Annotated in this window: 9 protein-coding genes; all 9 read right to left on the bottom strand. The window is 62.1% G+C overall.

The features are described 5' to 3' along the window. Positions 1 to 443 precede the first annotated feature (443 nt). On the bottom strand, positions 444 to 866 hold the full coding sequence (locus N5D22_RS19205) for a hypothetical protein (protein ID WP_279657330.1): 423 nt from the start codon (positions 864 to 866) through the stop codon (positions 444 to 446). Then, complete coding sequence (locus tag N5D22_RS19200; RefSeq protein ID WP_279657329.1) at positions 863 to 1,198, bottom strand: hypothetical protein; 336 nt, start codon at positions 1,196 to 1,198, stop codon at positions 863 to 865. The genes N5D22_RS19205 and N5D22_RS19200 overlap by 4 nt, the downstream gene beginning before the upstream one ends. Further along, positions 1,195 to 2,082, bottom strand: a complete 888-nt coding sequence (locus tag N5D22_RS19195) for a hypothetical protein (protein ID WP_279657328.1) — start codon at positions 2,080 to 2,082, stop codon at positions 1,195 to 1,197. The genes N5D22_RS19200 and N5D22_RS19195 overlap by 4 nt, the downstream gene beginning before the upstream one ends. Then, a complete protein-coding gene (locus N5D22_RS19190) occupies positions 2,079 to 2,552 on the bottom strand; it encodes a hypothetical protein (RefSeq protein ID WP_279657327.1) in 474 nt (157 codons plus the stop codon). The genes N5D22_RS19195 and N5D22_RS19190 overlap by 4 nt, the downstream gene beginning before the upstream one ends. Positions 2,553 to 2,649: 97 nt before the next feature. Beyond that, on the bottom strand, positions 2,650 to 4,437 hold the full coding sequence (locus N5D22_RS19185; protein WP_279657326.1) for a ParB N-terminal domain-containing protein: 1,788 nt from the start codon (positions 4,435 to 4,437) through the stop codon (positions 2,650 to 2,652). Between the two features lie 611 nt (positions 4,438 to 5,048). Then, positions 5,049 to 10,151 carry a DEAD/DEAH box helicase family protein gene (locus tag N5D22_RS19180; RefSeq protein WP_279657325.1) on the bottom strand — a complete coding sequence of 1,701 codons (5,103 nt, stop codon included), beginning with the start codon at positions 10,149 to 10,151 and terminating at the stop codon, positions 5,049 to 5,051. 99 nt (positions 10,152 to 10,250) lie between these two features. After that, entirely contained in the window at positions 10,251 to 10,649 is a 399-nt protein-coding gene (locus N5D22_RS19175; protein WP_279657324.1) for a DUF3085 domain-containing protein, read from the bottom strand. A gap of 11 nt (positions 10,650 to 10,660) precedes the next feature. Then, positions 10,661 to 11,263: a DUF1419 domain-containing protein gene (locus tag N5D22_RS19170; RefSeq protein ID WP_279657323.1), complete on the bottom strand. Its 603-nt coding sequence runs from the start codon at positions 11,261 to 11,263 to the stop codon at positions 10,661 to 10,663. Positions 11,264 to 11,404: 141 nt separating this feature from the next. Then, entirely contained in the window at positions 11,405 to 12,364 is a 960-nt protein-coding gene (locus N5D22_RS19165; protein ID WP_279657322.1) for a DUF3991 and toprim domain-containing protein, read from the bottom strand. Between the last annotated feature and the right edge of the window lie 214 nt (positions 12,365 to 12,578).

The following is a 12,578-nucleotide window of genomic DNA, read 5'->3' as shown; positions in this document are numbered from 1 at the left end:
TGCCGCCGGGAAGCCGAAGCGTCAGATATGCGCCATGCAGCAGGACATGTGCTGGCCGATGGCAGCTCCGCCGAGATGCACACGGAGATGAAGACGAAGGGCCGGCGGCCTGACCTCGAAGCAGGGGAGGATGGTTCGTTGCACCCGGCGCATCCACTGCTGGTAAAACGCCATCAAACGCCCGGTCCTGCGCACCGAGTTTGTGCGCAAGCGCCGAGCATGGGACGCCAGTCTTGCCTATGGTTTCGGCAGACGGTAGCGATCGAGCCAGGTCGGGCCGTGGGTATTGCGTAACCGACGCAGGATGGGACCGTCGTCATGTGGGGCTTCGCCCATCCAGGCGTCGTTGAGGATACGTTTCCATGAGCGACCATGTCGCACCGCGTAATCCCGCAGCGCGTTGACTTGCCTGTCCGTGAGCGGCGGAAGCGGCTCGTGCCGTCTCATGGCATGTCCTCCGTCGGCTCGCCGGGAAGCATTGAGCTGCGGCCTTGGATGGCGTCCGCTTCGGCCAATGCAGCCAGAACGCTTGGTAGCCAGCGCCGGAAAGCGACCTCCGACAGACCCAGGGGCTGCGCCAGCTCACGGAGCAAGACCACGAGCCTGTCGAACAGATCCGCCTTGCGCCGGATTGTCTCGCGGAACGCGTCTGGGATCATCCGTGCCGTTCCCTGATACGCACGATCGGCATTCTCCCAGATTCCGGTGACGAAAGTCTCGCCGGACGTATCGACATCCTCATCTTCGTCCTCCCAGCCCTCGTCGGCGATTGCAAGCTGGCAGGCGTCTCCGACAGATGCAGCCTCATAGACCCGCTGGCGATAGACCGGGAGATGATAGGTCGTTTCTATGACAAAACGGCTCATGCTACACGCCTTTCGCTATTTGGCAGGCAACGACGTGCCTGCAACGCATCAATCGCCGCCTCCTGACGGGCAAGTTTGCGCGAGAGGGCATCGATCTCGGGCTGGCGCTCCGCGGTGATCGCCGCAAGATTGGAGCGGTAGCGGGCGAGAAAGGCGTCGGGTTCAGGCGGCCGACCACGGCGATAGGCGGTTTTCTGTCGCCCAAGCAATGGAACCAACGCGGTCATGCTGCGGATGATCTGCCGCTCGACCACATCGAGCTGATGCCGTGTCTGTCGGCTCGCCGCTTGCATGCGGCGCAACGCGGCCTGTCGATCGATGGGGGGAATCATGCCGCGTTCCTCCCTGACCATGAAGCAAAGCTCGACGGGCCGTCGTAGGCGGCATGTTGCGCCTCATCGATGACAAATCCGAACCGGCCCACCACGTATTCCGTGCTCGGCACGAGGAAGCGCCGTTCGCCAGCATGAAGATCGCGTTTGCCGCCGCGCGTGGCGATGACCTCGGTCATACCAGGATGATGATCCGATCGCAGGGCCGAGATCACCACCCAATCATTTGCATGGGCCTGTTCAAAGGCGCGGCGATCCTTGACATGGGACTGGCCCGGAGCCAGAGACGTCAGCGTCATGGCCTCCCATGCATCGGGTTCCCAATCCTTCAGGGTCGAAGCCGCACAACGTCTCTCAAAGCCGGTAAAGAGATGGACAAACGTGATTGCGACGATCGCCCAGGCGCAATCTTCCTCGTAGAACCCATCAGCCGCCCGAAGCGAGCGGTGGACCTTGATGTTGCGCTCGGGCGAGAGTTTGAAGCCGCCGTGGCTGGAAGTCGAATGGAACTCGATCCCTTCATCATAGACGGTTGTGTTCTGGGACGATCCCCAAGGCGTTTGCGCATGGCCAGGAATGTCCCGACGTCCGAGCGCCTCCTTCTCGCGCTGATGCTCCGCCTGCTCGATAACATGAGCGGTAAAGGCGGCCTCATCGGCGAGCTCGCCGGAATGGCCGTAGAAGTCTGCGCGTCGCCACTCGTAAAGCGGACGGCCGATCTTCCAGCCGGTGGCCAGATAATACCGTCCGGCATGGCCGGGCAGCATGGCGAAGGCGCCATCACCGACACGCGCGACGGGAAACCCTTCACTGGATCGACCAAATGAAACCCCCGGAAATTCGGGGGTAGGGTCTTGTGTATTCGGCGTGGGAAGATCGCTCATGCGGCGGCTCTCCCTTCCACAGCGTCAGCGGCGATCTCATCGGCCGTGACATCTTCGAGCACAGCCGACGGATAGCCGTGAGTGGTCAGCCAATGTTCCGCGGCCTGTCGGCTCGGGGCGAAGTGAACAAGCTCGGCATTGTCGCCAGGCCGATCGAAGACACGGCAACTGCCGGCGGCCGGACGCTCGATGATGGTGAATACCAGGCTCGTCTCCAGCGAAAACGTGCGATGGACGCGGATGGCGATGACACTGCCGCCGCCATAATCGCTTTCGTGTAGCGTGAAGCTGGGTGGCAGGATGATGTTACCGGCGCTACGTTCATCCTGCTTGCGGATCAGCCGACCACGACTGTTGTTGGTCTGCCAGGCGGACAGCTTCTTTCGATGACGTTCGGGTGGACGTGGGCTGCCATCGGACCATGCCAGAACGGAACCGATCGGGGCGATAAATGCGAGATGAGCGGACATGCTGCTCTCCTTGATTTGGATGGGTTGGAAAACAAAGCCGGCGCCAGTGCTCTTCACCGGCGGCGGCTGATCATTCGAAAGGTGAGAGACGGCGTGGCTACTCCGCGGCGATTGCGTATGCGTCTTGCTCTTCATCAATCTCGAACTTCTCGGCACCTTCATCGTAAGTGCCCGGGAGCTCGACTTCGTCCTCAAAGGCGATCAGGCCTTCCTCATCAGGATCGGCCTTGCCGACGGTTGCCTCTACCGCGGTATCGAGGTCGGCGTCGTCATCAACGGTGGCATCTTGATCGAGGACCTCGCCATTCTTGAGGAGATCGGCAATGTCCTGGCGATCAGGCACAAAGAGTGCAGACGCATGCACGAACCCTTCCTGCATGAAATGATCGACGAGAGCCGCACGCGTATCGCGTACCTTCTGACGCGGCAGGACGTTCGCTTCCTTAGCCGCCGCCTCCATCGCCTGACGAGACAGGCACAACAGGAAGTCTTCCGAACCCATGTTGGGCAGGAAGTTGTCCGCGCCGATGGCATCACCGGCGATCCTGGAAACAACGCCACTGTTCGACATGCCCCGGCGGCACGACAGCACGTCGATGAGCATCGAACGCGCGGCCACTCGCAACGTCTCTCCGTCAAAGGCGAGTTTGCCGTCTTCTGCGATGAGGCGGGCGGCATGGCGCTTGAAGCGCTTCGATCCGAGCACGGTATCGTTGGCGCCGGAATCGACGCGGACGTTCAGGCCGGCGAAAGCGAGCACGAGCAATGCCATCAGCGTCTCGTCCTCGATTGGGGCACGGCCCAGCGCCTCGTGCAGGGCATCGGTGCGGAAGTCGCCTATCATGTCCTGGCCCTTCTGGGTCACGTCGGGGCGGGACTTCGGTGCATCGACGATAGCGCCATTGTCGGTGTCCTCGGCTCCGCCCGTTGTGGACGAACCGCCCTTGGACTTATTCTTGTCCTCGGGCATGCGATAGGCGACGGACTGCACCTTGCCGTCACGGTCGAGATACATGCCGACGTGGTCCGACTTCGACGGCTTGCCGTAAACACGTTCCGCCTTCTTCGGCAGTTCCGGCTGACCCCAATTGTTGACCTCGATGATGGCGCCCTTCTTGGGAAGGTTGTTGGTCATCCATTCCTGCTGGGCGCCAAGGAACGCTTCGACATTGGTTGTGTAGCGGCTGTCCTGATCGGCCGGCGCAAACAGGTCCTCGACCCATTCGATACCATAGGCCGTCGCGAGATCGTCACCAAAACTCGCATCCTTGGCGAACATACGGGTCTTGGAGAGGGCGCGCGAAATATTGTACCAGTCGGCCCGCTCGTTCTTCTTCGGCTTGTGCGCCTTCCAGACCTCTTTCTGCTCGTCGAGCGAGGCAGCGGCGACGGTGCGAAGCTGCTGCTCGTTCGGCATGTCGCCGAGTGCCATGTGATCAAGCATGGCGGGCAACACGTTGGCCAGTAGCCGGAGCTTCCTGATCTGCCGGACCGGGAGTGCCAGCGCCACACCGATTGCTTCCTCGGTCCAGCCGATTGCGACGAGGCGTTCGATTCCGCGCCATTGGTCGACGGGATTGAGCGGTTCACGCGCAATGTTCTCCACCATGGAACGCATGGCGCCGTTGTCGTTGGCCGCCTCAACGACGAGCACGGTGATTTCCTCCAGTCCCGCGGCGATCGCCTGCTTCACGCGGCGGTGGCCGGCCTGGATGATATAGCCGTTACCGCCATCGACTTCCGGCGAAATGACCGGTGGCTGGATAATGCCGACCGCCTTCACTGTCGCCAGCAGCAGTGCATCGGACTGCGGAGATGACTTCGAGCGGCGCGTATCGTCGGGATTGTCCTTGAGCGCTCGGGGATCGAGTTTGAGGATCTGCATGAGATTGGCTCCTTCCGGGGATTGCCGAGCCGGCCCTATGCCAGCTCTTGACTGTCTTCAGTTCTTTCCGAAGACACTTCCCGGAGCGCGGAGCGGACAGGCCGGTGCAACTGCGCCCGAGCGGCCCTGTCCGTCGGGGCGAGCGGGGCAAAGCCGTGCGAGAACGATGGGCAGGGTTGAGGAGGGGGCGGTTGAGCGCGAGCGGCGCCGGCAGGGCCGATCTGCGAGGAGTTTTCTTCTCCCTCATTTCATCATTCCCTTTTTCCTTTTTTGCCAGATCCCGCTCTTGATGCGCCCTTCTACCGGTTGGAGGGCGCCGATGACGTGAGCACCATTTCATTGCGGTACGAGGGCCGAGTTTATCCGGCTGCAGAAGGTAGGAGTGCAACCAAAGGGAAGGCAGAAAAAAATGGGCCAGCGAAACCGCGACCCATTAAAGCATGAAGGTCAAAACCTCCAGAGGGGAACAGCTGAAGCGGCGATACTGGGAGAAAGATCGCCGTAAGCATCAACTTCAAGTATAATGACTGTTTTTTAGCCGGTTGAAAACAACTATTGTGCAACGCAGCCATGCAATCGCTATTTTGCTTCTTTTAGAACAATCAGCTTCGTCACGCCGTTTGCGAGGCGGGTTCTATAGCGGCGCGCGCTTCAGCCGCCAATGCCTCTTCGACCTCCTCCAGCTCTCGACGTTTTGCGGCGAGCTCGTCGGCGAAGGAGAACGTCCCGGTCTCGTGCGCGCGATAGGAGGCAAGCCGCCGCTTTGCATCTTCGAGATGCTGGCGGTGGCGATATCGCTCTCCCTCGAAATCGTCGAGCGCGCGCTCGAGACGGGAGATTGCGCCGAGCGGCGTCACCGTGACCGGCAGGTCGATCTCATAATCGGCACCGGTGCGCTGCAGGACAGTGCGATAGTGGTAGCGATCCTTGCCGAAGCGCTCACCCTCGTAGACTATATCGAAGCCGCCGATCGATCCGAGCTGCGCCTCGCCGTCCTGCTGAAGCTGGACCATGGTGAGGATCTCCTTCATCACCGCGCGCCCGGCATCCTTGCGCTCGTCATAGCGTTCACCAAGAACGGTCATGGTAAAGTCCCTGCCGGAGGTTGGTACCAGCCGGACGATGTCCTTGCCGATCTCGTCGATCCGGCGCGTCGCAAGCTCGATATCTCGTTCGGCTTCCCGCAGCCGACGGCGAACCGAGAACAGGTCGTCGTCATGGGCGGCGCGCAGACGCTCGAGACGGGCGATATCGGCTTCGAGGCCCGCCTTCTTCATCAGGCGCTCATCGCCCGAAGCGATGGCTTTGGCCATGGCGAACTGGTTGGCTTGGCCCTCACCCAGATCTTCAAGCCGGCGGATCGACGTGTCGCCGGAAAGTGCGGCGGCGATGAAGCGAGCCTTGCGCTCGTTGTTCTGCCACATGGAAGCATCGAGCGAGCCCTGCGTGGCATAGGCGAAGATATCGACGACATCATGCTGGTTACCCTGCCGTACGATACGGCCTTCGCGCTGCTCGATCTGCGATGGCAACCACGGCACGTCGAGGTGATGCAGCGCTTTCAGGCGAAGCTGGGCGTTGACCCCGGTTCCCATCGTCTCGGAGGAGCCGATCAGGAAGCGGACACGACCGGCGCGCACGTCACCGAACAGGCGCTGTTTCGCCTCGGACTTCTTGTAGTCCTGCATATAGGCGATTTCGCCAGCGGGAACGCCGAGCCGGATCAGCTCGTCGCGGATCCAGCGATAGGCTGAGAAGCCTCGCGTCTTTTCGACATTGATGGTGCCGAGATCCGAAAAGATCATCTGCGCGGCGCCCGGAAGGTCATAAGGCTTGCCATCCGGGCGCAGGAACACCTGCTCCGAGGTCTCCTGCCAGATGCGGAAGGCATTCCGGACCAGCATATTGAGCTTGTTGTCCGGCTCGTTGTCGTTGGCGGGCATAACCAGCCGCAGGTCGATCGCCGCATGGCGGCCATCGGTGATGACCGACAGCAGGATGTCGTCGCCGGGCTGCGCCGGCCCCTCGCGCATCTCGATTTCCTTGATGCGGGTATCGAGGATCTGCTGGTACATCTTGAACGCGGCGGTCGGCTTGGCGGTGACGATCTGCCGCCCGCCGGTGGAGATCGCCGGAACGCGGACATATTCGCGAAGGTCTGCCGGCATCACCACGTCGGCGAAGGCCCGGAACATCGCGATCAATTCGGGGACGTTGACAAAACTCGCAAAGCGGCTGACCGGCTTGTATTTGCCGGACGGCTGGATCTCCAGTTCCGTCACCGTCTCGCCAAAGCACGACGCCCAGGCATCGAATTCGTGCAGGCCGCGTTCGTGCAGTGCCTCGTGGCCGAGCAGGCGCTGGACGGAGAACATCTCGCCGAGAGTGTTGGTGATCGGCGTGCCGGAGGCCAGAACCAGCGCACGGCCGGGATTCTTCGTCTCGATGAACCGCGATTTGACGTACAAGTCCCAGGCGCGTTGCGAGCCGTTCGGATCGATGCCCTTCAAGGTGCTCATATTGGTGGCGAAGGACAGCTTGCGGAATTCCTGCGCCTCGTCGACGACAACCTGGTCGACACCGAGTTCCGAGATGGTCAGGAGATCGTCCTTTCGGGTGGCAAGCGCCTGAAGCCGCTCTTCCAGACCCTCCTTCAAACGCTCCAGCCGCTTGCGCGACACCCGGTCCTCCGGCTCCACCCTGGTCAGCAGGTCCTCGAACAACTGCAGCTCATCCTGAATCATTTGGCTCTCGAAGGCGGAGGGCACGCCGATGAACTTGAAGGCGGAATGGGTGATAATAATCGCATCCCAGGTGGCGGTGGCCGCCCGCGACAGGAAGCGCGCCCGCTTGTCCTTGGTGAAGTTGGTCTCGTCGGCGACGAGGATGCGGGCATTGGGATAGAGGGCGAGGAATTCGCGCGCGGCCTGCGCCAGGCAATGGCCGGGAACGACGAGCATCGCCTTGGCTATCAGGCCGAGACGACGCTGTTCCATGATGACCGCGGCCATGGTCATCGTCTTGCCGGCGCCGACGGCATGGGCGAGATAGGTCGCACCATCGGCGATGATGCGCCAGATGCCGCGCTTCTGGTGGCTATAGAGCGTGAAGGCTGCGGAAGCGCCGGGAAGCTGGAGATGGGAACCGTCGAACTTGCGCGGCGCGAGGTTGTTGAAGCGCTCATTATAGACGCCGGCCAGCCGGTCGGTGCGATCGGGATCGGTCCAGACCCAACGCTCGAACTCGTTTTTGATCTTCTGCAGCTTCTCGCGGGCCGCTTCGGTATCGACGACGTTCAGGACGCGCCGCTCGCCGCCGACATCCTTGAAGGTGTCAAAGATCTGCGGCACCCGGCTGTTGAGGGCATCCGCGAGGAGCTCACCAGCATGCCGGCGGCTGGTGCCCCATTCCGACGTACCGGCGGCGCGGTAGGCGAGCTGTCTGGCGTCGACGGTCCAGGAGCCCAGTTCCGGCATATGGTGGATCTTGATGTCCGCGTCCATCTTCTGTTTGACGAAGGCGACCACATCCGCGGCCGGAATCCACGGCGCACCGAGACGCGCGGTGATGTCGGACGGACGCAGCGGCGCCGGCTGGACGTCCTGCAGCGCGCGGACATTGCGGCCATAGATCGGATCGAGCGCGGCGGCGGCCTCGGCGACGACAAGCTTGGTGCGGACCGGACCGGAAAGATAGGCGTCGGCCGTCTGCCATGATCCATCGGCCGGGTCCTGGAAGACAGTGTCACCGAGCTGGTCGAGCACCTGCTCGCGGTCGCAATGCAGCAACTCGGCGATATGATCGAGATCGACGCGGCCACGCTCGTTGAGCACGACGGCGAGTGCGTCGCCTGCATTGGTCACGACCGGCGGGGCAGGGGGCGCGATGACCCGCTCAGTGAAGATCGGGCCGGGCCTAGCCGTGTCGGTGTCTAGGTCGTAGTCCTCGATGGAGGCGACCAGCCAGCAATCGGGATCGTCCCTGAAGGGCTGAAGGTTCGGCTGGCGGTGCGTCTCGCGGGTCTCGCCGCTCTCCGCATCCTCGGTGATGCTCACGGTCGTGTGGTTGATTGGCCCAAAATCGCGGACGAAGGTCGACCAGGCGATGCGCAGGCGCACCTGAAGGTCGCGCCACGGCCGACCGGTCTCCTGAGCCTTCAGCACCTGGCGCACCGCATCGCGGACCGGAATCAGCTTCTGGATGATGCGAACGTGCTTTTCGGACAGCCCATCGCCGGTGCGGCCCTTCCGGACCTTGATCGCCACCGGCTGGCTGTCGACGATCTGCATCAGACCCTGCCTGTTGTCGACGAAGTAGCTGCCTTCACGGACATTGGCATTGCCGGGGCGCAGGTCGACGATTTCGGCCAGGTGCTCCTCGAGAGCGAGATCGATCTCGGTCGGCTCGCCGTCATAGAGGTCTTCCGGAAGCAGCCTGACCGCAGCCTTCAGCACGGTCTGCAGATCCTCGCCGGCGCGCGGCCGGCACGTATAGGTCTCGCCGAACGGGCCGGAGGTCACCGCGTGCTCGCCGAGAACGAGGTCGGGATTGTTGGCGAACCAGCGGTTCACGCGGATGGCACCCTCATCCTCGGTGGCCGGGCGGACTTCCTCGATGTCGAGCCAGGAAGCATCGTCCGAGGCCTCGGCGATCTTGCGCTTGCGGAAGAAGAGAATGTCGACGACGGTGTCCGTGCCGGCATCTCGCCTGAAGCTGCCCTCGGGCAGGCGGATGGCCGCGACAAGGTTGGCGGACTTGGCGATGTGTTCACGCGCCGTGGCATCTGCCTTGTCCATCGTGCCGCTGCTCGTGACGAAGGCGGCCAGACCGCCGGGCTTCAGGAGGTCGATCGCACGGGCGATGAAGTAATCGTGCAGCCGCAGGCCAAGCGGACGATAGTGGTGGTCCGAGCGCACCGTCCGGTCGGAGAATGGCGGATTGCCGATGGCAAGGTCATAGACGACGCCGAGATCGGTACGGGAGAAGTCGGCGTTGACGATGCGCGCCTTCGGCTGAAGCAGCCGAACGATGCGCGCCGTGACCGGATCGAGTTCGATGCCGGTGACGTGGCTGGTGGCGCGGTAAGCCTCCGGCATCAGGGCGGGAAACAATCCCGTGCCGATGCCCGGTTCCAGCACACGGCCGCCGCGCCAGCCGAGGCGCTGAAGACCCGCCCAGATTGCCCGGACGATGAATTCAGGTGTGAAGTGCGCATATTGGGTGCAGCGGGCAAGCGAGGCATAGTCGGCCTCGTCGACTGCCGCCTCTAGCAGGCCGCCGAGATCTTCCCAGCCGTCGCGAAACTCGATCTCACCCGGCCGGCGGAACATGCCATTGGCAAGTTCGCTTGCGCCAAAGCCGGTGAAGCGGATAAGTTTCTCCTGCTCCTCCCGCATCGCCGGCCGATCCTGCTTCTCGATTTCGCCGGCGACGAGGATGGCGGCTACGTTGGCCTTCGCGCGCTCCTTCCAGCCGGCGGCAAGGCGACGGCCATCTAGGTCGAGATAAAAATTGCTGCGCTCACCCTGCTTGGGTGTCGGCGTGGCCGCCGACGGAATCGGCATGGCCCGGGCAGGTGTCGGCGGCGTCGGGTCCGGCTCGTCGTCGTTTGACGCGATTGGGTTGGCGTGCGCGAAGGCTGTGACGCCGATGCCCAGTCCGGTCGAAAGGGCGGTATTGCCATACATATCAAGAGTGAAGGTATTGTTGTTCATCAGAAAATCTCCTTGGAAAAGAGCGAGCGGCCTCGTCCGGCAGTGGCGGGCCATAGCCGGAGACGCTGGTCGGTTGAGGAATAGGGGTGAACGCCCTGGTCAGAGTCGGATCGGTTCGATGGACATGGTGTTTTCGTCCATCAAGATCCGCAGGTGGTTTGCGTGTGGCGCGGCCGCGATGAGCCGCTCGATCTCGGAGGCTTCGATGACGTCGACACCATCGTCACCTCCAAAATACCGTCGCTTGTAGTGCCAATGATCCACATTGGTTTTCGGATCGCATTCTCGGGCATAGACGACGAGGGGTCGCTGTCCTTCTCCGAGTTTGCCGGATGACATGATGTAAACGCCTTCGTCCCCTACCAGCCACAGACCGGCTCGGGCGTCGGCGTTAGGGGCTATGTCCGGATAGGGCACACGGTACCCGCCGTTTGCTGCGGCGTCAGAGCGCCCACGGGCGAGAACGGCATCGACCTCTTTCAAGGAAAACGTGAACATGTCGGCCTCCTTCATGCTGCCATCGCATTGGGAAGGTAGCGGAGTTGCACGGGCAGTTTTGCGGCAATCTCTTTCTCTGTGAGATCGTCCAGCAATTTCGGGGCGACGCTCCCCGAACCGGCGTAAAGAACGACCATCCGCTTGCCACGTTGTGGCTCCGGCCAATGATCCCCGGCATAGCCACGATAGGTGTCTTCCGTGCTCGACCAGATATGCTCCAGGCGTTCCTCGCGGGTCATCGCCCGAACCGGTCGTGTCTCCCGCTCAAGGATGGCGTCGCGCATGCCGCTTGGCGAACGGGTGTCGGACAGATCGCAATATCCGTGGAAATAACGAACGTTCCCGTCGATCGGCAAAGTGAAGAAAATGCTGGTGATCGAGCCCGTCAGAAATTCGCGCATGGCAAACATCTCGCCCCGTATCCAGAGCGGTGGCAGAATCTCGAACATATAGTCGTGGGACGCTTCGAGAATTTCGAACCACTCACCGCGATAGAAAAGACCGTTATCGCCTTCCCAGCGATTTGGGCGCAGCGCGTGTCGATCGAACAAACGAAACATCTGCCTGCGGTCGGCGATGCCCTGGTAGACTTTGCGGATGGGAGAGGGGATCATGATCGGGCTCCTTCGGCCTCGTCCGGGCTGAAGCGCGGCGCATCCTTATGGTCGCCATCGTCTCTTCAGCCTTCGTGACAGCCTCTTACCGGCCGCCTCTCCGTCCGGTCGGGTCAAGGGCCGGCGCAGCCGGGCGAAGCTTCACCCTTGACGCGGCCGGCGGGCATGCGGCAGGTCTTGTCTCCCTTTCCTTCCTCCATTCTTTTCCTCCTCCCTTGCCCGAAGAGCATCATTCCAATCTTCTGCAAGAGGTTTGAGGCGAAGCCAATCGCTGCCGGTTGCGTCAGCGATCTCGCGCAAACGGATCGCAAAACTCTCCCCCTGACTGTTGGCGTCCGTCGCAGCGATCAACCGGGCGCCGGGACGAGACGCGAGTCTGCGTAATGCGGTTTCCGTTGTGGGCGACCATCCTCCGCCGGTACTGAGATAAAGACTGCCTTCCCGAAACCCTTCGAAAGCGGCGAGGCTCATCGCGTCGATAGCCGCCTCCGTGACGCAAAGGCGCAGCGCGTCCTCATAGCCAAGCCTGAACAGCACTTTCGAGCCTCCGGTCGAGAAGCCGCGCCAGTTCGGGCCGCGTTCCTCCCAGCCGGTGATCACGCCATCGTCGTCGATATGGGAGGCCCACATGCTGCCGTAGGGCCCCTCCTTCAACATGCCCGAGCCGATGGCGCTCTTTATGACAAAGTCTGGCAAGCAACGGTCGGCGCGCAAGTAGCTCCAGGTCATCGACCTTGGCCATGGCTTGCGACGGTTCTCCCAACGTTCTTCGATCGAGGCGCGATCGGTCATATCGCGAGCAACTCTTGTCCAGGCCGGTTCCTCCAGCGGATAGCCGACCAGCGCTGCGACTTGCTTCAGACTTTGTCCAAACGACGAACCGTCCAGATGTTCAGCGAGCCTGAAGACATCCCCCTTGGCCTCCGAAAGCGGATCGAACCACCCTCTGCCTTCATGAATGACGATGATGATGTCCGAACCCCGCCGGAATTTGACGGCCCTGCGTGTGCTTTCCTTCGCATCGATAGCAAAACCGGCCTGCTCGAGCACGGCGGCGCAGGGCACTCGAGCCCGCAGGTCATCAAGATCATGTTTGTGCATTCCCTTGCCGGATGTCTTGCATCCGCCTTTCTTTCATAGAATTTCCTTTTTCCCGCAGTTTGCGGGTCTCCTCTCGGCTGCCGCGAAGAGCAAAGGGGGCAAGGGCGCGGATGGCAATCTGCTAATTTGCACCTTGCTCCGCCTTCGATTGCGTCCGCGGCGGAGCATCCCTTGCCGCCTGCAGCTCGCAAGCGGCACGAGAGCCTGGGGCGAG

Origin of the sequence: Agrobacterium sp. GD03872, from assembly GCF_029840625.1 — a bacterium.
GTDB lineage: Bacteria > Pseudomonadota > Alphaproteobacteria > Rhizobiales > Rhizobiaceae > Agrobacterium > Agrobacterium fabrum_A.
This window is presented reverse-complemented; position numbering and strand designations above follow the sequence as displayed.

Bases quoted from the DNA above. Each gene is read 5' to 3' on its own strand.
- N5D22_RS19205 (WP_279657330.1), bottom strand. From the start codon at position 866: ATGAGCCGTTTTGTCATAGAAACGACCTATCATCTCCCGGTCTATCGC.
- N5D22_RS19175 (WP_279657324.1), bottom strand. From the start codon at position 10,649: ATGTTCACGTTTTCCTTGAAAGAGGTCGATGCCGTTCTCGCCCGTGGG.
- N5D22_RS19180 (WP_279657325.1), bottom strand. From the start codon at position 10,151: ATGAACAACAATACCTTCACTCTTGATATGTATGGCAATACCGCCCTT.
- N5D22_RS19200 (WP_279657329.1), bottom strand. From the start codon at position 1,198: ATGATTCCCCCCATCGATCGACAGGCCGCGTTGCGCCGCATGCAAGCG.
- N5D22_RS19165 (WP_279657322.1), bottom strand. From the start codon at position 12,364: ATGCACAAACATGATCTTGATGACCTGCGGGCTCGAGTGCCCTGCGCC.
- N5D22_RS19170 (WP_279657323.1), bottom strand. From the start codon at position 11,263: ATGATCCCCTCTCCCATCCGCAAAGTCTACCAGGGCATCGCCGACCGC.
- N5D22_RS19185 (WP_279657326.1), bottom strand. From the start codon at position 4,437: ATGCAGATCCTCAAACTCGATCCCCGAGCGCTCAAGGACAATCCCGAC.
- N5D22_RS19195 (WP_279657328.1), bottom strand. From the start codon at position 2,082: ATGAGCGATCTTCCCACGCCGAATACACAAGACCCTACCCCCGAATTT.
- N5D22_RS19190 (WP_279657327.1), bottom strand. From the start codon at position 2,552: ATGTCCGCTCATCTCGCATTTATCGCCCCGATCGGTTCCGTTCTGGCA.